Annotated in this window: 21 protein-coding genes; 14 read left to right on the top strand and 7 right to left on the bottom strand. The window is 61.8% G+C overall.

What is annotated here, in order from left to right; genetic code table 11:
- Positions 1–6 precede the first annotated feature (6 nt).
- Positions 7–708 (top strand): hypothetical protein, encoded by a 702-nt coding sequence (locus ACIQTS_RS07860; RefSeq protein WP_332487805.1) that lies wholly within the window; start codon positions 7–9, stop codon positions 706–708.
- A 79-nt stretch (positions 709–787) separates the two neighbouring features.
- Here ACIQTS_RS07860 and ACIQTS_RS07855 read toward each other — a convergent pair whose 3' ends face one another.
- Together ACIQTS_RS07855 and ACIQTS_RS07850 are read right to left on the bottom strand one after the other, a co-directional pair.
- The gene (locus ACIQTS_RS07855) at positions 788–1,006 is read right to left on the bottom strand and encodes an acyl-CoA carboxylase subunit epsilon (RefSeq protein ID WP_105657136.1); all 219 of its coding nucleotides are present in this window, start codon (positions 1,004–1,006) and stop codon (positions 788–790) included.
- Positions 1,007–1,058: 52 nt separating this feature from the next.
- Positions 1,059–2,669: an acyl-CoA carboxylase subunit beta gene (locus tag ACIQTS_RS07850; protein ID WP_402472495.1), complete on the bottom strand. Its 1,611-nt coding sequence runs from the start codon at positions 2,667–2,669 to the stop codon at positions 1,059–1,061.
- A 195-nt stretch (positions 2,670–2,864) separates the two neighbouring features.
- Between ACIQTS_RS07850 and ACIQTS_RS07845 the strand changes: the two genes are divergently transcribed.
- The 7 genes from ACIQTS_RS07845 (at position 2,865) to ACIQTS_RS07815 (ending at position 10,572) form a co-directional block, all read left to right on the top strand.
- Complete coding sequence (locus ACIQTS_RS07845; RefSeq protein WP_400290207.1) at positions 2,865–3,722, top strand: SDR family oxidoreductase; 858 nt, start codon at positions 2,865–2,867, stop codon at positions 3,720–3,722.
- Positions 3,723–3,779: 57 nt separating this feature from the next.
- Positions 3,780–4,646: a biotin--[acetyl-CoA-carboxylase] ligase gene (locus tag ACIQTS_RS07840; RefSeq protein ID WP_402472493.1), complete on the top strand. Its 867-nt coding sequence runs from the start codon at positions 3,780–3,782 to the stop codon at positions 4,644–4,646.
- Between the two features lie 86 nt (positions 4,647–4,732).
- Complete coding sequence (locus ACIQTS_RS07835; RefSeq protein WP_400290211.1) at positions 4,733–5,281, top strand: hypothetical protein; 549 nt, start codon at positions 4,733–4,735, stop codon at positions 5,279–5,281.
- Positions 5,278–6,489 carry an adenylate/guanylate cyclase domain-containing protein gene (locus ACIQTS_RS07830; RefSeq protein ID WP_402472490.1) on the top strand — a complete coding sequence of 404 codons (1,212 nt, stop codon included), beginning with the start codon at positions 5,278–5,280 and terminating at the stop codon, positions 6,487–6,489. The genes ACIQTS_RS07835 and ACIQTS_RS07830 overlap by 4 nt, the downstream gene beginning before the upstream one ends.
- The gene (locus ACIQTS_RS07825) at positions 6,489–7,445 is read left to right on the top strand and encodes a PP2C family serine/threonine-protein phosphatase (protein ID WP_105657142.1); all 957 of its coding nucleotides are present in this window, start codon (positions 6,489–6,491) and stop codon (positions 7,443–7,445) included. Before ACIQTS_RS07830 ends, ACIQTS_RS07825 begins: the two co-directional genes overlap by 1 nt.
- A gap of 47 nt (positions 7,446–7,492) precedes the next feature.
- Entirely contained in the window at positions 7,493–9,769 is a 2,277-nt protein-coding gene (ligA, locus tag ACIQTS_RS07820) for an NAD-dependent DNA ligase LigA (protein WP_402472487.1), read from the top strand.
- Between the two features lie 14 nt (positions 9,770–9,783).
- Entirely contained in the window at positions 9,784–10,572 is a 789-nt protein-coding gene (locus ACIQTS_RS07815) for an inositol monophosphatase family protein (protein WP_332594782.1), read from the top strand.
- Here the strand turns inward: ACIQTS_RS07815 and ACIQTS_RS07810 are convergent.
- On the bottom strand, positions 10,569–11,126 hold the full coding sequence (locus ACIQTS_RS07810) for a hypothetical protein (RefSeq protein WP_402472484.1): 558 nt from the start codon (positions 11,124–11,126) through the stop codon (positions 10,569–10,571). The two genes, ACIQTS_RS07815 and ACIQTS_RS07810, sit on opposite strands and share 4 nt — an antisense overlap.
- Positions 11,127–11,283: 157 nt before the next feature.
- Between ACIQTS_RS07810 and ACIQTS_RS07805 the strand changes: the two genes are divergently transcribed.
- Complete coding sequence (locus tag ACIQTS_RS07805; protein ID WP_332594781.1) at positions 11,284–11,556, top strand: hypothetical protein; 273 nt, start codon at positions 11,284–11,286, stop codon at positions 11,554–11,556.
- 9 nt (positions 11,557–11,565) lie between these two features.
- On the opposite strand, the gene ACIQTS_RS07800 is transcribed toward ACIQTS_RS07805, so the two are convergent.
- From ACIQTS_RS07800 to ACIQTS_RS07790, 3 genes are all read right to left on the bottom strand, one after another.
- A complete protein-coding gene (locus ACIQTS_RS07800; protein WP_133833022.1) occupies positions 11,566–12,015 on the bottom strand; it encodes an SRPBCC family protein in 450 nt (149 codons plus the stop codon).
- 28 nt (positions 12,016–12,043) lie between these two features.
- Positions 12,044–12,850, bottom strand: a complete 807-nt coding sequence (locus ACIQTS_RS07795; RefSeq protein WP_105657148.1) for a glucosamine-6-phosphate deaminase — start codon at positions 12,848–12,850, stop codon at positions 12,044–12,046.
- 69 nt (positions 12,851–12,919) lie between these two features.
- A complete protein-coding gene (locus ACIQTS_RS07790) occupies positions 12,920–14,050 on the bottom strand; it encodes an ROK family transcriptional regulator (protein WP_402472482.1) in 1,131 nt (376 codons plus the stop codon).
- Positions 14,051–14,243: 193 nt separating this feature from the next.
- Here ACIQTS_RS07790 and ACIQTS_RS07785 point away from each other — a divergent pair, with 193 nt between their 5' ends.
- Together ACIQTS_RS07785 and ACIQTS_RS07780 are read left to right on the top strand one after the other, a co-directional pair.
- A complete protein-coding gene (locus ACIQTS_RS07785) occupies positions 14,244–14,804 on the top strand; it encodes a GNAT family N-acetyltransferase (RefSeq protein ID WP_332594779.1) in 561 nt (186 codons plus the stop codon).
- Positions 14,805–14,867: 63 nt separating this feature from the next.
- A complete protein-coding gene (locus ACIQTS_RS07780) occupies positions 14,868–16,781 on the top strand; it encodes a penicillin-binding transpeptidase domain-containing protein (RefSeq protein ID WP_402472480.1) in 1,914 nt (637 codons plus the stop codon).
- 16 nt (positions 16,782–16,797) lie between these two features.
- Here the strand turns inward: ACIQTS_RS07780 and ACIQTS_RS07775 are convergent, their stop codons facing one another.
- Positions 16,798–17,397, bottom strand: coding sequence for a GNAT family N-acetyltransferase (locus tag ACIQTS_RS07775; protein WP_402472477.1), 600 nt, complete (start codon positions 17,395–17,397; stop codon positions 16,798–16,800).
- Positions 17,398–17,482: 85 nt separating this feature from the next.
- Between ACIQTS_RS07775 and ACIQTS_RS07770 the strand changes: the two genes are divergently transcribed.
- The 3 genes from ACIQTS_RS07770 to gatA all read left to right on the top strand — a co-directional run bounded on the left by ACIQTS_RS07770 (position 17,483) and on the right by gatA (position 19,959).
- The gene (locus ACIQTS_RS07770; RefSeq protein ID WP_133833017.1) at positions 17,483–18,034 is read left to right on the top strand and encodes a maltokinase N-terminal cap-like domain-containing protein; all 552 of its coding nucleotides are present in this window, start codon (positions 17,483–17,485) and stop codon (positions 18,032–18,034) included.
- Between the two features lie 84 nt (positions 18,035–18,118).
- Positions 18,119–18,415 carry an Asp-tRNA(Asn)/Glu-tRNA(Gln) amidotransferase subunit GatC gene (gatC, locus tag ACIQTS_RS07765; RefSeq protein WP_038989805.1) on the top strand — a complete coding sequence of 99 codons (297 nt, stop codon included), beginning with the start codon at positions 18,119–18,121 and terminating at the stop codon, positions 18,413–18,415.
- Positions 18,416–18,420: 5 nt separating this feature from the next.
- Positions 18,421–19,959 carry an Asp-tRNA(Asn)/Glu-tRNA(Gln) amidotransferase subunit GatA gene (gene gatA, locus ACIQTS_RS07760; RefSeq protein ID WP_400290228.1) on the top strand — a complete coding sequence of 513 codons (1,539 nt, stop codon included), beginning with the start codon at positions 18,421–18,423 and terminating at the stop codon, positions 19,957–19,959.
- Positions 19,960–19,964: the final 5 nt, after the last annotated feature.

The raw sequence follows: 19,964 nt of genomic DNA, 5'->3' as shown, positions 1-19,964 counted from the left end.
AGAGAGATGAGTGAAGTAACTATCGAGTACTGCGGACAGTACTATCCTGTCCAAGACGCCAAGCCCTTCACCATCGGCCGAGAAGGCGATCTGGCCATCGACGACAATCCCTACTTGCACCGGCACTTCTTGACGATTACCAAGCAAAGCGGGCTGTGGTGGCTTAATAACGTCGGTAGCCGGCTGACCGCGACGATTGCTGACCGTACCGGCGGACTGCAGGCCTGGCTCTCGCCGGAATCGAGCCTGCCCCTGGTGCTGAACCGGGTGGGCGTGGTTTTCACCGCCGGTCCCACCACCTACGAGCTATCGATTCATGTTGCGCAGCCCGCATTCCGGCAGGCCTACATGGACTACGACGCTTCGGGCGAGACCACCATTGGCCCGGTGGTGCTGACCAGTGCCCAGCGGGCCTTGGTCGTTGTCCTGGCTGAGCCGATGCTGCGCCGTGAAGGCACTGGCTTGAGTTCAATTCCCACGAGTGCCGCTGCCGCCGCCCGGCTGGGGTGGGGAATTACGAAGTTCAATCGCAAACTCGATAACGTCTGCGACAAATTGGACAAGGCCGGCGTGGCCGGGCTGCGCGGGGGACCTGGAAAATTGGCCACCAACCGCAGGGCGCGACTGGTGGAACATGCTGTGAGTTCGCATCTGGTGACTCGTGCAGACCTAGCCATCTTGGACTTCGAAGTTCCCGACGAAGACTAGGATGCCAGCGGCGCTGCACAGAGCAATGGCCCGGAAAATTCCGCTAGGGAACGTTCCGGGCCATCGCTTTCAGCAGGCCTTAGCGCCGGCCAATAGTCCAGCCCAAACGCGGGGCCAGCGCCCGGCGCCTGCGGATCCGGGCTACACGCTTTTTGGGCTCGGCGGCTTCTGGTGCAGGAGCCGGAGTATTGCCCATGGCAGCGAGCAGCGCGGTAACTACCGCCACTTCCTCGTCACTGGGGTTTCCCTTGGTGACGCGGATCTGCGGGGCAACAGGCAACGCAGCGTTCTGTTCCATGGGAGTGCTCCTTATTGGTTTTAGCTGGTACTAGGCGGGCAGGCACTGCTGCTTACAGCGGGATGTTGCCGTGCTTCTTCGGAGGCAGGGTAGCGTGCTTCTCGCGCAGCGCGCGCAGGCCGCGAACCAGCTGGAAGCGGGTCTCGCTCGGGGCGATGACCGCATCCACGTAACCCAGCTCCGCCGCCTGGTAGGGGTTGAGCAGTTCGGCCTCGTAGTCGTCGATAATCTGCTTGCGGCGTGCCTCGACGTCTCCGCCTTCGGCTTCCACTGCGGCCAGATCGCGGCGGTAGAGGATGTTCACTGCGCCCTGGGCACCCATCACGCCGATTTGCGCGGTAGGCCAAGCCAGGTTCAGGTCCGCGCCCAGCTTCTTCGAACCCATCACGATGTACGCTCCGCCGTAGGCCTTGCGGGTGATCACGGTCAGCTTCGGCACCGTGGCCTCGGCGTAGGCGTAGAGCAGCTTCGCACCGCGGCGGATGATGCCCTGGAATTCCTGGTCCTTGCCCGGCAGGAAGCCTGGCACGTCCACGAAGGTGAGGATCGGGATGTTGAAGGCGTCGCAGTTGCGCACGAAGCGGGCAGCTTTTTCCGAGGCAGCGATATCCAAGGTGCCAGCGAACTGCATTGGCTGGTTGGCGACGATGCCCACGGTGCGTCCTTCGATGCGGGCGTAGCCAATCATCACGTTCGGTGCGTACAGCGACTGCATTTCAAAGAGATGCTCGTCGTCGACAACCGACTCGATGACAGTGCGCATGTCATAAGGCTGGTTGGCGGAGTCCGGGATGAGCGTATCGAGCTCCAGGTCCTCGGCAGTGATATCCAGTTCTTCATCGAATTCGGCAATCAGCGGATCCGAGAGGTTGGACGACGGGAGGAAATCGAGCAGTTCCTTGCAGAACTCCACGGCGTCTTCTTCATCGGACGCAAGATAGGTGGCGGTACCGGTATTGGCGTTGTGCTGGCGGGCGCCGCCCAGGGTTTCCATGTCGATCTCCTCGCCGGTAACCGTCTTGATGACGTCCGGACCGGTGATGAACATGTGGCTGGTCTTGTCGACCATGATCACGTAGTCGGTCAGTGCAGGGGAGTACGCTGCACCACCGGCCGATGGGCCCATGATCAGCGAGATCTGCGGGACAACGCCCGAGGCATGGACATTGTTGCGGAAGATGTCGGCGAACATGGCCAGGGAAGCGACGCCTTCTTGGATGCGGGCACCTCCGCCATCCAGGATGCCGACAACTGGGCAGCCGTTGCGCAGCGCAAATTCCTGGACCTTGACGATTTTCTCGCCATTGACCTGGGACAGGGAGCCGCCGTAGACGGTGAAGTCCTGGGAGTAGACAGCCACCAGGCGGCCATCGACGGTGCCGTAGCCGGAGACCAGGCCATCGCCTAATGGCTTCTTCTTCTCCATGCCGAAGGCGGTGGAGCGGTGGACTGCGAGGGCGTCGAACTCAACGAAGGAATCCTCGTCCATGAGCATTTCAATGCGTTCGCGGGCAGTGTGCTTGCCGCGGGAGTGCTGCTTTTCAATCGCTGCTTCGCCACTTGGCGCTTTAGAGAGCTTCTGGCGGCGGCGGAACTCAGCAAGCTTTCCGGCGGTGGTGGACAGGTCGATTGACTCGGCTGCCTCGGTTCTGCCCTGCGTCATGCCTTCGACTCCCTCGAGTTGTCTTCAATGTGTAGGAATGGCACAAGAAAAATGCCAACTAAGCCAGTCTAGCTGGGCAAACAGCTCATTTGTTTGTAGGAATCTTACAAAATGGCCCGATATCTGGTGCGTGGCACGCCAGAATAAGTTACTGAACAGTAGCTTAGTGGGGGATCATCGCGTAATCTATATCACATGACTAGTGAATCGCGCACTCTTATCGCACCTGTTCCCGGGAACCTGGAAAACCGCACCATCCTGATGAGCGGCGGTAGCCGCGGCATCGGCCTGGCTATCGCCCTGGCCGCAGCCAAGCATGGGGCCAATGTGGTCCTGCTGTCCAAGACCGATACGCCGCATCCGGCACTGGAAGGGACTATCCACACCGCCGTTGCGCAGATCGAAGAAGCAGGTGGCAAGGGCCTGGCCGTAGTTGGCGATGTCCGCGTGGACGCCGATGTGCAGCGCGCGGTGGAAGAGGCCGTGGCAAAGTTCGGCGGCATCGACATTGTGGTCAACAACGCCTCGGCCATCAACCTGGCCAAGACCGATCAGCTTGATATGAAGCGCTACGACCTGATGCAGGACATCAACGTCCGCGGCACCTTCCTGCTCTCCAAGTCCGCGCTCCCGTACCTGCGCGCCTCCGAGCATGCCCATATACTCACCCTCTCCCCGCCATTGAACCTGGAACCGAAGTGGGCTGGACGGCATTTGGCCTACACCATGGCCAAATACGGCATGTCGCTGACCACCCTTGGCCTAGCCGAAGAACTGAAGGACGATGGCGTCGGCGTGAACTCGCTTTGGCCGGAAACCCTGATCGATACCGCAGCCATCCGGAACCTGCCGGGTGGACAGGAAATGGTTCAGGGAGCGCGCGATGCTTCGGTCGTGGCAGATGCCGCCATGGCCATTCTTGCCAGCCCGCCGGCCGGAGTCAGCGGAAACTTCTTCACGGATGGCCAGGTGCTGACGCTGGCTGGCGAGACGGACCTGGAGAAGTACACGTTGAACCCCGAAGTCCCGCTGGTTGAAGACATCTTCCTCTAGGCAGATGACGAGGCAGGACTAAGCATAATCATCGGCCGGTGCCATAGGGTTGGAGGTATGGAAAACCCGCATGGCACCGACCGCGCAGTTCTCGATTCCCGGCTCTTCACCGAGCTCACCGCCCAGCTGGGATTGGGGCTGGTTAATATCAAGCCAACCTCCGGTTCAACCAATACCGAGTTGGCGCAACTGGCTGGCAATGGCGAGGCCGGTCACCTCAGCGTGTACTTCACGGAGCACCAGCAGGCAGGCAAAGGGCGTTTGGGCCGTGAATGGGTAACTCCGGCAGGATCCTCCCTCACCGTCAGTGTCTTGGCAGTGCCCGGTCCCAGCTTCCCTGCCGAATCCCTGTCTTGGTACACCATGCTTGCGGCCTTGGCTTGGAGCCGGGCCGCCGAGAATATCGGCGGCGTCCCCTTGGGCATCAAATGGCCCAACGATTTGTTGGCCGGAGAGCAGAAAGTCTGCGGCATACTGGCGCAAATGGTTCCAACTGGCAACGGCTACGGGGTAGTGGTTGGCACCGGAATCAATGTGAACCAGAACCGGGACGAGCTTCCGGTGCCCACCGCGACGTCCCTGCGTTTGGCTGGCGCCCAGAACTTGGACCGCACCGAACTTCTGGCTGAGTACCTGAAGCAATTCGCAGCACTGGATCAGGGTTTCCGCCGGGTCGGCGGCTTTGCGCAGATGCCGTTGCCGGGAAATAATGGAAAATCTTTGCGCCAGCTCGTCAGCGGCAAGCTGGCCACACTGGGACATGAAGTGCGTGTGGAATTCCCCGATGGATCCACGCTGGTTGGCAACGCGGTCGAGTTGGGCGCAGACGGCTCGTTGGTCCTGGAATATGGAACCGGGCAGCGAAAGCACGTGATGGCAGGGGACATGCACCACGTACGGCGCGCCGACGGAAAGTATGCCTAACCAGACTTGGGTCTTGGCCCGGGACTATTATTGGAGATGATGACCGAAACACGGAGTCGAGAACAGGAGGGGCGAGGAACAACACGATGAAGTTGCCGCTGCATGAAAGGGAACGAGTGATTATCAAAACTCGTGAACATTCCCGAGTGCTGCGCCAGCCCGTGGGAGCCTTCCTCGTATTGACTGCCCTGTGCACCTTCTCGTTGGGCTATCTCTCCCGGGACGATCTCTCGGACTGGCTAGCTGGCAACGCGAATGTGTGGATGGTCGTTTCGGTGGTTCTCTGGGCCGCACTGGTGCTGATCTGGAGCGTGATTCCCTGGGCACGGTGGCTACGCAGCCAAATCGTCTTGACCACCGAGCGGATCATGTTCCGGCCCACATACAACGATGGCAAGCTGCAATCTGTAGGATTATTTACAGTTCGCGACCTCGTCGCGCACAGCAAGGCGAAAAACACCATGACGCGTGCGGGAACCTTGGATATCGTGCTGAACCAGGGATACGTGAGACTCTCACATGTCCCCTCGGTACCGTATTTCCGTTCCCTGGCAATGGAGGCGATGGCGAACCTGCGCAGCAACCAGAATGCGGCACACACCGAAACGACGAACAGTGAGGGCATGGGGGCATGAGCACCGAGCACACCAACACACCCCGAGCAGACTCTCCGCAGTCCGCCGCCGAGGCTGTCCGCGGCGCCCGCCAGCACCCCCCTGTGGCCACACCGGCCGAGTCGGATCCAATATTCGAACTTGCGCAGGCCATGGAAGGCCCCTTGCGCATTCCGGCCCACACCCCCGACGCTGTCCGCGACACCGTCGCTTCGCTGGAAAGGCGGCTCATCGGCGGCCAACGCGAATTCCGCCGACGCGAGGTCGCTTCCGAGGCCGGTGTTTCCCTGCACTCCGCGCGCAAGCTCTGGCGCGCCATCGGCTTCCCTGAACTCAGCGATGATGAAGTGTTCTTCACCCAGGCCGACAAGGAAGCCCTGGGCACCATGGTGGGCATGGTCCGCGAAGGCAAGCTGACCGAAGAAACAGCCATTTCCCTGATGCGTTCGGTTGGCCAGATGACTGACCGCATGGTGGTGTGGCAGATCGAAGCACTGGTTGAGGACATGATCGCCAACCAGAACATGTCGGACCGCCAGGCGCGCCGCCAGCTTTTCGGCCTGCTGCCCGAAATCATTCCAGCGATTGAAGACCTGCTGCTCTACTCATGGCGCCGCCAGCTGAACTCTGCCGTGCACCGCATGGCATTGCGGGTGGAAACCGGAGTGGCTGCCTACAACCAAGACCGTGGCGACGAAGATGGCGGCACCCCGCTGCCACTGGCCCGTGCGGTGGGCTTTGCCGACCTGGTCTCCTACACTTCGCTGTCGCGCCGCATGAACGAGCGCACCCTGGCCCAGCTGGTGCAGCGCTTCGAAGCCAAATGCGCCGAAGTCATTTCCGTGGGCGGTGGCCGCCTGGTCAAGACCATTGGCGATGAAGTGCTCTACGTGGCCGAAACCCCGCAGGCCGGCGCCGAGATTGCGCTGTCCCTGTCGCGCGAGCTGGCCAAGGACGAGCTCTTCCCGCAAACCCGCGGCGCGGTGGTCTGGGGCCGGCTGCTCTCACGCCTGGGCGATATCTATGGTCCTACGGTGAACATGGCGGCTCGGCTGACCTCGCTGGCGGAACCGGGCACCGTGCTGACCGACGCGATTACCGCAAACACCCTGCGCAATGACGCACGCTTTGTGCTCACCGCCCAGGAAATCACCGCGGTGCGCGGCTTTGGAGACATTCAACCCTATGAGCTCTCCGCAGGCGAGGGAGTAGGACTGGTGATCGACTAATGGCTAAAGAACCAGCACCGGTACCGTTCATCCTCGCCGCGGCAGGGCTGACGGACGTGGGCCGGAAACGAACGCAAAACCAGGACCGCATCCTGATGCACGACATCGTGTATGCGGTAGCCGACGGCATGGGCGGTCACGAAGCTGGCGAGGTGGCCAGCCAGCTTGCGGTGGAAACGATGCAGGAAATCTGCACCTTCGCCAATAAGACGTCGGTTCGGAAACTGCCATCCGTGCCGGATGTCCAGCGCCAGGTGCAGCTGGCTGATGACCGCATTCGCGAAGCGCTTGAATCACGTGGCGGCACTACCTTGTGCGCATTGGTGCAGATCAAGACCCCGGGCAAAGGCCGGGACAATGTGACCGCTCCACTGGCCGCGGTGCCGCCCTGGACCTCAAGTTTCGCGATGACGCAGAACACTGATGTCATCTCCAAGATCACTCCGCAAATGCTGGAGAACCACCGCGCCAGTTTGGCTCCAGCTACCGAGCCGATCCCGGTGGTCGCCGATGAAATCCCGAGCCTGCTGCTGGTCAATGTGGGGGACTCGCGCGGATACCGGCTGCGTGATGGCGCCCTGCAGCAGCTGACCCGTGACCACTCGGCCGTGCAGGAAATGGTGGATGCCGGGCAGATCACCGAGTTGGAAGCCCGCAATCATCCGCACCGGAATCTGATTACCCGTGCGCTTGGCGCCGGCGCCGAAAGCCAGCCGGATCTCACCGTCTTGCAGCCGCGCATCGGCGACCGCTACATGCTGTGCAGCGACGGGCTCTCGGGCGAACTGACCGAAGACATCTTGCAGACCTTGCTGGTGAACTACAAGGACCGCACCGAAGCGGCCCGGATTCTCACCGGGGCCGCACTGGAAGCTGGCGGCCGGGACAACATCGCGGTGATTGTCCTTGATGTGCTGGCAGCCGAGTCCGCGCAAATTGACGCACCTGGGAACTAGGGCTCCAAGCCAGCTAAACTGTCCGCCGGTGGGGCACAATTGAATACGTGAGTGAAAAAGACGTAACACCAGTTGAGGCCACCAACGTTCCGCCAGAAGCTGACAAGTCCCGCTATGAACAGCTGGTCGAGCAGATCCGTGCCCACCGCGAGGCGTACTACCAAAACGATGCTCCTCTGGTCTCCGACGCGCAATACGATGCGTTGTTCCATGAGCTCCAGCTGCTCGAGGCAACCTATCCCATCCTGGCTGGACAGGATTCGCCCACGCAGGAAGTCGGCGGCGAAGTTTCCGCCGCCTTCGCATCGGTCACCCACGCAAGCCGCATGTACTCGCTGGAAGACGTTTTCTCACTTGATGAACTCGAAGCGTGGCTCGAACGTGCCCAGATCAATGCCGAACGCCTGCACCCGCAAACCCCGGTCAAGTGGCTGTGCGAAGTCAAAATCGATGGCCTGGCACTGAACCTGACCTACCGCCAGGGCAAGCTGGTGCGTGCAGCTACCCGCGGCGACGGCACCACCGGTGAAGACGTTACCCACAATGCGCTGACCATCGGCGACATCCCGCAGGAGTTGTCCGGCACCGGCTGGCCCGAAGAATTCGAAGTCCGCGGCGAAGTCTTCATTGCCACCGATGACTTCAACAAGTTCAATGAAGCGTTGATTGCCCAGGGCAAGGCGCCCCTGGCCAACCCGCGCAACGCGGCCGCCGGGTCCTTGCGCCAGAAGGACCCGGAACAGACTGCCAAGCGTCCGCTGCGCATGTTCGTGCACGGACTGGGCCGCAGCCGCGATTTCAACCTTGCTGAACAGTCCCAGGCTTACGAGCTGATGCGCAACTGGGGTCTTCCGGTTTCGCCCTACGGCCGCGTTGTCGGCAGCCGCCAGGAAGCCAAGGACTACATTGCCGAGCACGGCGAGAAGCGCCACGACTTGATCCATGACATCGATGGCATCGTCATCAAGGTCGATGACCTGGCCACCCAGGAACAGCTGGGCTACACCTCGCGTGTTCCACGCTGGGCTGTCGCCTACAAGTACCCGCCAGAAGAAGTGCACACCAAGCTGCTGGACATCCAGGTCCAGGTGGGGCGCACCGGCCGCGTGACGCCTTTCGGCGTGATGGAACCGGTCCTCGTCGCTGGCTCCACCGTTGCCCGCGCGACCCTGCACAACCAGGAAGTCGTCAAGGCGAAGAACGTCAAGATTGGCGACACCATTATCCTGCGCAAGGCGGGAGACGTCATCCCTGAAATTGTTGGCCCGGTGCTGCCACTGCGTGAGGGCAACGAAGACCTGCGTGATTTCGTCATGCCTGTCGAATGCCCATCCTGCGGGCAGCCACTGGCGCCGGCCAAGGAAGGCGATGTGGACATTCGTTGCCTCAACGCTGAATCCTGCCCGGCCCAGCTCACCGAACGCGTGGCCTACCTCGGCGGACGCAGCGCCCTTGATATCGAGGCACTGGGCTACGAAGCAGCGGCGGCCCTGACCAGCGGTCCGGGCGAGGACCCTGCCACCCAGGGCGGCATCATTCTGCCTGCTGGCCCCGGCCCGCTGAAAAACGAAGCCGAACTGTTCAACCTCAAGGACATGCTCGACGAGCTTGGCGAGGTGAAGGTATGGCGGGAAAAGCGTTCCAAGGGGGAAGGCACCGGCATTTTCGAGCTCGTCCCGTACTTCTACTCCAAGGCCACCGCCAAGAAGCCGTCAGAGCCAACCAAGAGCACCATGAAGCTGCTCGAAGAGCTGGAAAAGGCCAAGGGCAACCCGCTGTGGCGCGTGCTGGTGGCACTGTCCATCCGCCACGTTGGCCCTAACGCTTCGCGGGCCATTGCCACCCGCTACGGTTCCATGGATGCCCTGCTCGACGTCCTTGACTCGGGCAACGCCGAGGCTGAACTGAGCGAAATCGATTCCGTCGGATCAATCATTGCCGAAGCGCTGGTGGACTGGTTCAAGGTGGATTGGCACCGTGAAATTGTCTCCTCCTGGCAGGCCGCTGGGGTGAAGATGGAAGACGAGCAAGATGCGAACATCACCAAGAACCTCGAAGGCTTGGCCATTGTGGTGACCGGTACCTTGGAACACTATTCCCGCGATACCGCCAAGGAAGCGATCATTGTCCGTGGCGGCAAGGCCACCGGCAGCGTTTCGAAGAAGACTGACTTCCTGGTGGCCGGCGAAGCCGCAGGGTCAAAGCTGGACAAAGCCCAGTCCCTGGGTGTTCCGGTACTGGACGAAACCGGATTCGGCGTCCTGCTTGAACAGGGCCCAGACGCAGCGCGCGAGGTAGCCCTCGCCGCACCAACGGAAGGCTAGAAATGGACCGCGCAGTGACTCATGATCCGCTGGTAATGGTTGCCCGCCGGGCCGCCGCCGCCGGCGCCGAAGTACTCAACCGCCGCGATGAATCGCAGTTCAACCTCACCGACAAATCGGCGGCCGGGGACTGGGTGACCGACTTCGACCGTGCCGCCGAGGAAGCAATTCGCGCGGCCATCCTGACCTCCCGGCCCAACGACGAACTGACCGGCGAGGAATATCCAAGTGCCAAGCCTGCGAACCCGAGCGGCTTGCGCTGGAGCATTGATCCGCTGGATGGCACCACGAACTTCGTGCGCAACATCGCCTATTACTGCTCCTCGGTGGGCGTCTGCCAACGCAATGAGGATGGCAGCGAGACCTGGGTAGCCGCGGCCATCGTCGCCCCTGCATTGCAGGTGGAATACTTCGCCGGAAAGGGATTGGGTGCATGGAAGCTTGATCTGCGATCCGGGAAGCTCACACAGCTCACCGGGCCGGCCGAATCCGAGACCAGGATCCTGGCAACTGGCTTCGGCTATGATTCCCAGCGCCGCCAGTTCCAAGCCCAAGTGCTCGGGCAGATGCTCCAGGACTACGTCAATGTGCGCCGACTCGGCTCGGCCGCGCTGGACCTGTGCCTGGTAGCCGAGGGGTCTTTGGACGCCTACGCCGAATATGGCACCCAGGAGTATGACTGGGCTGCCGGCGCGCTGATTGCAGAGGAAGCCGGATGCCAGGTAGGCCGGCCCAGCAGCAACCCGGGCTGGCAGTACGCCGGATTGGTGGATCCAGCCAAGCTCGCGGAGCCTAGCGCCTAGGGAAGCAAAGCTGCTATCCACTGATGCGCGTAATGGATGGCGATGCCCACAGCTACACCGCCGCACACCTGTGCGGCGGTGTGCTGGTAGCTGCGGATCCGGGCCCAGGAAAGCACCGCAAGGAAGAACACCACTAGCGGCATCAGCTCGGCCTGCTGTCCCGCCACCTGCAAAACAACGTAGGTGCCCACAGCCAGGTGCACCGAGACCTTCCACCACAAATTGATCACGGCAACAAGCGCCAATCCAATCAGGATGCTGAGCACTTCGAGGAAGATCCCGGAAGCGGCATCCATGACCCGCAGCACGAGCAGGCCGCACAGGATCAATCCTGCGGTATAGGCATAGATCCCATGCCGCTGACGCCGTACGGTCACGTGCATATCGGTGACCTTGCCGCGCAGTTTCGCCCCGGCCAGGATCAGCCACGGAATAATCGTGGTGAACAGGGCTGCAACAATCGACTCGGTCCAGCGCACTGAGGAATCCCGCCATGGCGTTGCCAGCAGCAACACGGTAGCCAGGATAATGGGGGAGAGCACGTGCGAAACCACTAAGGCGATTTTTCGCACCGAAAGAGGTGAGCTGGCTGTCGAGGTCTGCTGCATCGGGGTCATCGGCCTTGATAGGGGTAGCGGTTTACTGCCGTCGTGGCGACTAATCCACTGTACACGTGGAGCCGTCAATAATTCCCCTCGCAGGCCGACGGCGATGAGCCCTCGGATCCAACTTCCAATCCGCACTGCAACCGTGTACTCCGTCATCTTGGAGCGGGGCGAAGCCATATCGGATCAAGGCCCGGATCTGAAGATCCCGGTTAACACCGACGGTTCGTTCAGCCATGTGCTTCCGGTGGTTCCCAATGAATTGCCCAGCCCGATGGCCGTCATAGTCCAGGCGCAGCCGCAGACCGGAGAATGCGGGGAATCCGACTCCTGCGCGGTGCGCCAGTGGGCTGTGGTCATCGAGCCACAGGACCGCTAGCGAGCAGGATTAGCCTTGCGCGTTGACCAGGTAGTCGTTGCGGATCCGGATGAGCTTGGGCAGGTACCAGCCAAGCACGAGCCGCTCGGCTAGCCAGCCCAAGGGACCCAATGGAGCGCTGAAGCGGATCTTGTCCACCATCAACGTCCCCTGGTCCGACTCGTAGAATTCATGGACGTGGTGGAAGGACTTGAAAGGCCCTCGCTCCTGCTGGTCGGTGAACGTGTGCGGGGCATCCAGGTCGGAAATCCTCGAGGTCATCCGGAAGGGGATGCCGAAATGCTTGGCACGCCAGGTGACCTGCTCGCCTAATCCGATAGTGCCGCTGGTAACCCCCGCCACGGCCTTTTCCTGCGAATCGGCCATTGAACCGGCGTGCGCGTCGATGCTGAGCGATTTCTCGAAGAGGTCGGCACGTGAAGCACCGCAAAGCGTAACGCATTCAAAGTAGACGGCCATGGCTTCAGTATGCCATTGGCTGGGCGGTTTAGCTGACCACGAGGTCTACGACGGTCAGTTCCTCAGCCGCGTCATCGTAGTATTCACGCAGTTTCAGCCCCTTGGCTGCCGCTTCATCAACTACTACCACGGCATCCTGGTGCAGCTGCAGGACGGATGCCGGGCAGGAAGCTGACAGCGGCCCTTCTACGGCAGCGGCAATGGCTTGGGCCTTGCCCGCGCCTACAGCCACCAGGACCAAGCGGCCGGCGTCAAGAATAGTACCTAGTCCCTGGGTGACGCAGTGGGTGGGAACGTGCTCGATGCCGTCGAAGAACCGGGCGTTGTCTTCACGGGTATTGGCCGCAAGGCGCTTGATGCGGGTGCGGCTTCGCAGCGCGCTGCCTGGTTCGTTGAAGCCCAGATGCCCATTGGATCCGATACCCAGAATCTGTACGTGGATGCCACCGGCCTGGGCGATGGCGTCATCGTACGCCCGGGCCGCCGTCTCGATGGCCTCCACGGATGCGGCCATGCCCTGCGGTACATGCAGGCAGCGGGCAGGCAAGCCGATGACATTGCAGACCTCGTTGATCAGCGTCTGGCGGTAGGACTGCTCGTGGGTGTCCGGGATCCCGATGTACTCATCCAAGGCGAAACCCTGGGTATCGGTGAAGTCGGCACGGCCTTCCTGGACCGCACGGGAAAGTTCACGGTACAGGCCCAACGGAGACGAACCTGTGGCAAGCCCCAAATTCGAGGGGGCTCCAGCGCTGTGGTGGGCCAGGCCGGCCAACACGTTGTCGGCAGCGATGCGTGCAACTTCTTCAGGGGATGAACCAATGAGCACTCGCATGGTGGGCACTCTCCGATCTTGGCAGTGATGATTAGTGGAATACAGGTATGGAGAAACCGGGCGGCCCTGCTAGGTGATCCCCAGTTCATGGAATAGCACGTTGACCGCGCAACCTCGGAGCACCAGATGCTCTGGATCTTCGCTCAGCGAAAGCCGGAAGTTCTCGGCGCGTGCAGTATGCGAGCGCAGGGCCAGTGCTTCGCGTAGCGCTTGCGCGAGAGGCTGATCGACGACTTCCGGGGTCCCGGTGAAAATGACATCGCGAATGTCGAGTACCGAAAGAAGCGGGGCAAGTGCGCCAGCAAGATACGCGGCGATCCGCTGGTCCAGCTGCTCCTTTGGTTCCCCTTCGGCCAGGGACTTCCAGATTGCAGGAACGGAAGCATAGGCTTCCAGGCAGCCGATTTGCCCGCAGCTGCATAAGGCAGTGTCCTGCGCACGCTGGCGGACATGGCCCAGCTCGCCGGCGGCGAAATCGGAGCCGCGCACCAGGGTGTTGTGGGTGATGACGCCGCAGCCCACACCGCGCCCCAGGCGCAGCAAGATCATGTGGTCGCTGCCTTGGCCGAAAGTGTGCTCGGAAAGGATGGCGCAGTCGGCGTCATTGAGGACATGAGCGGCCAGGCCGGTAGCCTGCTCGACCGCAGATCGCAGGTCGTAGTCGCGCCAACCGAACTTTTCGGCTGCGAGGACAATTCCCCGATCGGTCACTACGCCGGGCGAGCCAATGCCCACGCCCAGAACCGGTGCGTCGCATTCGGCTAGTGCGGTGTCGAGCAGCTCCAGGAGCTGTACCGTCGCGGCCTCACCGGTTGCTTCACGTGCCTGGGCAGAAAAACTCTTGAGGATGGCGCCATCCAGGTCCATGATGGCCGCCCGGAACGGGACAACGCCGGATAAGTCCACGCCGATGATCCTGAGCCCCGGGCGATTCAAATCGACGAGGGTGGAGGGCTTGCCGGGGCGTTTTTGCTCTTGCTGCCCGGTCTCAATGACGTGCGAGCGGTTGATCAATTCCGCGACCAGTTCCGAGACGGTGACACGTGTCAGGCCGGTAGCGCGTGCCAGATCGGCACGGCTCGAAGCGCCTTGGTCCGAAAGTGTTTGCAGAACCAGAGAGAGGTTGTGCTCCCTCCCATGGGAGGGCAAAATAGCGCTGCCGTGCGACAGCACATTCCAGTCCTTGCGTGGGGAAGTCACAGGGTTAGTTAACTCCATTAACAAACTTGCGGGCAAGTTTTTCTCCCAGTTATTCGCAAGGCACTAATCCCCACCGCGAATCACTGCAGATCAGAGAAGAATTGCTCCGCAAAAATTTCAGCCAGAGCATCATTTGCCTTGGGTTCGGTGACGTGCAGAAAACCATCTGAGCTCGTGGCACACTTGGAGCATCATGACTGACGCGCAAACTTTTTCAACCAGCATTGGCGACTTGTCGATTGAACTGGCTGCTCCCGAGCACTACCAGCGTGTGGGGGAGCTGACCGCAGAGTCCTATTTTGCCGCTGGGCATTTCGACAGCCCGGATAACGAGTACCTGGACTTCGTGCGCAAGGTGGCCGAGCGCGCAGCCCAGACCGAAATCTACGTGGTGCGCCGGGAAGAAGAGATCATCGGTTCCATGACCTTGATCCGGGCGGGCAGCGACTATGCGGACATTGCCAGAGCGGACGAGCTGGAAATCCGCATGCTCAGCGTTGATCCGGCCGCGCAGCGCAGGGGTGTTGGCCGGAGCATGGTGCAGGCCGCCATCGAGCGCGCCCGGCTCATTCCCGGAATCAATGCCGTCTCCCTGACTACCGGCAGCAGCTGGGATTCTGCCCGGGGACTGTATGAATCCCTCGGATTCGTCCACTATCCCGAACGCGACTGGTTTGTGCCGAACACCGATATCGAATTGGTTGTCTACGCGTATAGCCTGCAGCCAAGATGGATTCAGCCTGGATCCAGGTGAACCGCCCATGACTTCGGCGGACACACGTTGTGGTCTGTCCGAGCGCGTGAATAGAATGGCGCCATGAGTGCTATTCGCCGAAGTGTTGCCGCCCTGTCCGTTGCGTCCCTGGCCATGGGCGCACTAAGCGCCTGCAGCGCTGGCGCGCCAGACCCGGCGCCTTCGGCCGATGCACTGGTATCCGCCATGAATAGCGGCGATTTCGGCTCAGTGCAATTCGCTGGGACCAGCCCAGAAGATGCAGCGAAAGCCCAGGAAACTGCCTTTGGCACCATGGGCGAAATCAAGCACACGAGCACCGTTCGTTCGGTGGCCGAAGACGAAGAAGAGCAAGATGGGGTCAAGACAGCTACCGCGAGCATCACCACGGTATGGGATATCGACAAGTCGGACAAGGATCTGAGCTACGACACCCAGGCTGTGTGGGAATTCGACAAGGAATCCGATTCCTGGAAACTGCGCTTTGACCCGTCAATTCTTGCCCCTGAGTTCGAAACCGGCGACTACCTCAAAGCGGCCTTCGACCCTGCAGCACGAGGCAGCATCACCGATGCAGAAGGCGAAAGCATTGTCTCCAATCGGCCGGTGATTCGTGTTGGCATGGACAAGACCCACACCGGAAAAGAAAACTGGGAAAGCTCGGCGAAGAAACTGGCCAAGCTCGTGGACATCGATGAACAGGCCTATGCGCAACGAGTGATGGCCGCTGGCGACAAAGCCTGGGTGGAAGCTATTGTCCTGCGCGATGACGCAACGCGGGAAGTCACCGACGAGGAAATCAAGGGCATTCCGGGTGCCGGCTTCCACAACGACGAGCTGCCCTTGGCACCCACTCGCTCCTTCGCCCGCCCGCTGCTAGGCAGCGTTGGCAAGGCCACCGCCGAGAATATCGAGAAGTCTGAAGGCAAGGTCAAGGCCGGTGACCAGGTAGGCCAATCAGGATTGCAAGCCGCCTACAATGACACCCTCGCGGGCACTGCAGGAGTCTCGGTATCGCAGTACAACGCTGAAGATGAAGCGGTAGCGGAACTGATCACCACAGCCCCGGTAGCAGGCAAGGACCTGAAGACCACTTTGGACACCGGACTGCAGGAAACCGCGGATGAACTGCTGGCCGAAGCCGAATCGAACTCTGCCATCGTGGTCATTCGGCCCTCTGACGGCAGCGTCCTCGCGGCCTCCTCGGGCCCGGTTGCTTCCGGGCTGAACACCTCCTTGCAAGCTTCCTATGCACCGGGTTCTTCCTTCAAGGTCGTGAGCGCCTTGGCGATGCTGCGTGACGGAGCGACACCGGGTACCGAGGTCAAGTGCCCGGCAACCGCGGTGGTGGATGGCAAGAGCTTCAAGAACTATGACGGCTATCCTGCTGCCGCCGTAGGCACCATCCCGCTATCCGAAGCAATCGCGCAGTCCTGCAACACGGTCTTTGTGAATCAGGGAACGGAAATTGGCGGCAAGAACCTGGCTGAAGCCGCGGCTGCTCTCGGCTTGCTGGCAGAGGACGGAACCGGTGCCGGTGCAGTGTTCGGTTCGGTGCCCGAAGATTCTGAAGGCACCACCCAGGCCGCGAACATGATTGGCCAGGGCGTGGTGGAAGCATCGCCACTGGGCATGGCCACCGTGATGGCATCGATCCAGGCGAAGTCCACGGTGCAGCCCAAGCTGATCCTGGCGCCAGAACCCCAGGCACCTGCCAAGCCGGCTTCCACGCTGAGCGAAGGGGAAGCAGGGCAGCTGTTCACCATGATGGCCGAGGTCGTGGACCACGGAACCCTGAAGGACCTGAAAGCGGTAGGCAGCGGAAAGATCATCGGCAAGAGCGGCACCGCCGAATACGACGGCGAAAAGAACGCGCATGCCTGGGCCATCGCCGCCCAAGGCGATCTGGCGGTTGCCGCGTTCGTCGAGGATGGAGACGGCGGAGCCCAGACGGCGGGACCGCTGGTGAAGTCCATGCTGGAGGAAGCGGCCAAATAGTACCGCGGGGTGCTGCTCAGCCCCGCTGGGCGAAGTATTCTCCGGCGAGCAGGCTCAGCTGCACCTGGTCGTGGAATACGCCATTGTGGAAGTACACCTCGCGTTGGCGCCCCTCCTGGGTATACCCGGCTTTCTCATAAGCCCGGATGGCCCGCTGGTTGAAGGCGGCAACGCACAGGCTAATCCGGTGCAGTCCCAACTCGCGGAAACCATAGCCGGACATCAACGCGGTGGCATGGGTGCCGAAACCCTGGCCGACGAAGTCCGGGCCGATCATCACCGCCATTTCAGCGGCGCGATGGGGCAACTGGCCGCCATGCAGCGTGATGTGCCCGATGAAGGTTCCGCTGCCGCGCTCGAAGATGCTGAAGCCGGCATCGCCGGAAGAGGGCTTGTTCTCGCTGAACTGTGCGAACATTTCCACGAGCGGAGTCCCGGGACGCGGTTTGATGGTTCGTTGCTGGAGCACCGCCCAGGCCGGGTCGTTCCACCACCCGGCCATGAACGAGAAGTCCTCGTGCTCGGACTCGCGCAGTTCAATGGCGGCATCTCGCAGCAGGTTCTGCCCGTACTGCTGCGCCTGCTGAACTTCATCCCACGGCTCATGTGTGTGCATGAAACCATCGTAGGAGCTATCAGCTGGCCAAAGAACCATTGCGCCAACACTTGTGCCTAATACCAGCAATTGACAGACTAAGCTCATGGGAATCGTCTACAACACCACTATGTCTCCAACCAAGACCGAGTTGGTGGCAGCCTGGCTGGCCAAGCAGGAGTTCTACACCGGCCAGGGCGCGCCGAAACTTGAAAGTGTTGGCGGATTCCGCCTGGAAGACCCGCAGGGTGAAGTCGGTATCGAGTTGAGCTTCTACGCAGACCACAGCGATACCTCTGACGTGATTTACCACGTCCCGCTGACCTATCGGGATGCCCCGGTTGACGGCGCGGAACGCTACCTCCTGGGAACGAGCGAGCACGCGATTCTGGGCACCCGCTTTGTCTATGACGCCGCCGGCGACCCCATTTTCATCGCCCAGGCACGTGAACTGCTGGCCGGGAATGCCACGCCGCAGCACCGGTCCGAGTCCTTTACCGCGGATCCGCGGATCCTGGTCCGCGGCGAGAGTCGGGGCAAGGACGCGGTGATCATCCGCAAACCGGTAGCCGGCGATCCCGCCGAAGCCGGTGTTATCGGGATCTGGGAGAACGCCCTCGGCCAGGACCTGAGCGGTTTGGTATTGCGCACAGCATAACTAATGCCCCGCATATAGGCATTGGGGCAGGCGCGTAAGGGATAGACTTGTCTATGAAACCCAACCGCCATTCTAGGGAGATACATGTCTGCCATCAGCCGTGAGGACGTTGTGCATCTGGCACACCTTGCCCACATCGAGATGAGCGACGCAGAGCTGGACAAAATGACCGGTGAACTCGACGCTATCGTCGGTGCCATCGCGTCCGTCAGCGAAGTCGCCGCCTCCGACGTCCCAGCCACCAGCCACCCGATCCCGCTGACCAACGTGTTGCGCGAAGATACGGTGGGGCAGACGCTGAGCATTGAAGAAGTTCTGCTCAACGCGCCTGATTCGGACTCGGACCGCTTCAAGGTCCCGGCTATTCTGGATGGTGAATAATCCAAGTGAATGAACTGATTAAGCTTTCCGCCACCGAGCTGGCCGCCAAGCTGCGCGCCGGTGAGGCCACCTCCGTTCAAGCAGTCCAGGCCCACCTGGACCGCATCGCCGAGGTTGACGGCGCACTGAATGCCTTCCTGCACGTGAACGCCGAAGAAGCGCTCGCCGTCGCAGCCGAAGTTGACGCCATCCGTGCCGCCGGCGGCGCGCAGGCCGAAGCCCTGCACCAGCTGGCCGGCGTGCCCATCGCGATCAAGGACCTGATCGTCACCAAGGGCCAGCCGACCACCGCGGCATCGAAGATGCTCGAAGGCTGGATGAGCCCCTACGATGCGACCGTGATCGAGAAGATCCGCGCTGCCAAGCTGCCGATGCTGGGCAAGACCAACTTGGATGAATTCGCCATGGGTTCCTCCACCGAGCACTCCGCCTACGGCGTGACCCGCAACCCGTGGAACCTGAACCGCATTCCGGGCGGGTCCGGCGGCGGCTCGGCCGCAGCCGTGGCCTCCTTCGAAGCTCCGCTGGCACTGGGCACCGACACCGGCGGCTCCATCCGCCAGCCAGGCGCCGTCACCGGTACCGTCGGCGTGAAGCCGACCTACGGTGCTGTCTCGCGCTACGGCGCGATCGCCATGGCCTCCTCGCTGGACCAGATCGGCCCGGTCTCCCGTACCGTGCTGGACTCGGCCTACCTGCAGGAACTGATCGGTGGGCACGATCCCAAGGATTCCACCTCGCTGCCCAACCCGCTCGAAGGCCTGGTCGCCGCCGCTGAATCCGGCGCCACCGGGGATATCAAGGGCCTGCGCATTGGCGTCATCAAGGAACTGACCGGCGAAGGCTACCAGGAGGGTGTGCAGGCACGCTTCAACGAGTCGCTGGAACTGCTCAAGGCCGCCGGTGCAGAAATCGTCGAGGTTTCCTGCCCGAACTTCAAGTACGCGCTGGGCGCCTACTACCTGATCATGCCGTCGGAAGTTTCCTCCAACCTGGCCAAATTCGATGGTGTGCGCTACGGCCACCGCGTGCTTCCGGAAGAGGGCCCGATGACCATCGAGCGCGTCATGGGCTCCACCCGTGCCGCCGGCTTCGGCGACGAGGTCAAGCGCCGCATCATCCTGGGCACCTACGCCCTGTCCGCCGGCTACTACGACGCCTACTACGGCTCGGCGCAGAAGGTCCGCACGCTGATCCAGCGCGACTTCGAGGCCGCTTTCGAGCAGGCCGACGTGCTGGTTTCCCCCACCGCGCCGACCGTCGCCTTCGAGCTGGGCGCGAACGACAACGACCCGCTGGCCATGTACCTCAACGACGTGGCCACCATCCCGGCCAACCTCGCTGGCGTTCCGGGCATCACCGTCCCGGGCGGCCTGTCCGAGAACCTGCCGGTAGGCATCCAGTTCCTGGCCCCGGCCTACGAGGATGCCCGCTTGTACCGTGCCGGCGCAGCACTGGAAACCCTGCTCGAGAAGCAGTGGGGCCACTCGCTGATCTCGCAGGCACCAGCCATTGACACCGCTTCGATCGCGCAGGAGGCCTAGGCACC

This window comes from Glutamicibacter sp. NPDC090743 (assembly GCF_044769125.1).
Classification (GTDB): domain Bacteria; phylum Actinomycetota; class Actinomycetes; order Actinomycetales; family Micrococcaceae; genus Glutamicibacter.
Note: the sequence above shows the minus strand (reverse complement) of the source record. Positions and strands in the feature narration are given on the sequence as shown.

What these genes read in the sequence shown, in the direction of transcription:
- ACIQTS_RS07860 (WP_332487805.1), top strand. Translation starts at nt 7, where the DNA reads ATGAGTGAAGTAACTATCGAGTACTGCGGACAGTACTATCCTGTCCAA.
- ACIQTS_RS07855 (WP_105657136.1), bottom strand. Translation starts at nt 1,006, where the DNA reads ATGGAACAGAACGCTGCGTTGCCTGTTGCCCCGCAGATCCGCGTCACC.
- ACIQTS_RS07850 (WP_402472495.1), bottom strand. Translation starts at nt 2,669, where the DNA reads ATGACGCAGGGCAGAACCGAGGCAGCCGAGTCAATCGACCTGTCCACC.
- ACIQTS_RS07845 (WP_400290207.1), top strand. Translation starts at nt 2,865, where the DNA reads ATGACTAGTGAATCGCGCACTCTTATCGCACCTGTTCCCGGGAACCTG.
- ACIQTS_RS07840 (WP_402472493.1), top strand. Translation starts at nt 3,780, where the DNA reads ATGGAAAACCCGCATGGCACCGACCGCGCAGTTCTCGATTCCCGGCTC.
- ACIQTS_RS07835 (WP_400290211.1), top strand. Translation starts at nt 4,733, where the DNA reads ATGAAGTTGCCGCTGCATGAAAGGGAACGAGTGATTATCAAAACTCGT.
- ACIQTS_RS07830 (WP_402472490.1), top strand. Translation starts at nt 5,278, where the DNA reads ATGAGCACCGAGCACACCAACACACCCCGAGCAGACTCTCCGCAGTCC.
- ACIQTS_RS07825 (WP_105657142.1), top strand. Translation starts at nt 6,489, where the DNA reads ATGGCTAAAGAACCAGCACCGGTACCGTTCATCCTCGCCGCGGCAGGG.
- ACIQTS_RS07805 (WP_332594781.1), top strand. Translation starts at nt 11,284, where the DNA reads ATGAGCCCTCGGATCCAACTTCCAATCCGCACTGCAACCGTGTACTCC.
- ACIQTS_RS07800 (WP_133833022.1), bottom strand. Translation starts at nt 12,015, where the DNA reads ATGGCCGTCTACTTTGAATGCGTTACGCTTTGCGGTGCTTCACGTGCC.
- ACIQTS_RS07795 (WP_105657148.1), bottom strand. Translation starts at nt 12,850, where the DNA reads ATGCGAGTGCTCATTGGTTCATCCCCTGAAGAAGTTGCACGCATCGCT.
- ACIQTS_RS07785 (WP_332594779.1), top strand. Translation starts at nt 14,244, where the DNA reads ATGACTGACGCGCAAACTTTTTCAACCAGCATTGGCGACTTGTCGATT.
- ACIQTS_RS07780 (WP_402472480.1), top strand. Translation starts at nt 14,868, where the DNA reads ATGAGTGCTATTCGCCGAAGTGTTGCCGCCCTGTCCGTTGCGTCCCTG.
- ACIQTS_RS07775 (WP_402472477.1), bottom strand. Translation starts at nt 17,397, where the DNA reads ATGCACACACATGAGCCGTGGGATGAAGTTCAGCAGGCGCAGCAGTAC.
- ACIQTS_RS07770 (WP_133833017.1), top strand. Translation starts at nt 17,483, where the DNA reads ATGGGAATCGTCTACAACACCACTATGTCTCCAACCAAGACCGAGTTG.
- gatC (WP_038989805.1), top strand. Translation starts at nt 18,119, where the DNA reads ATGTCTGCCATCAGCCGTGAGGACGTTGTGCATCTGGCACACCTTGCC.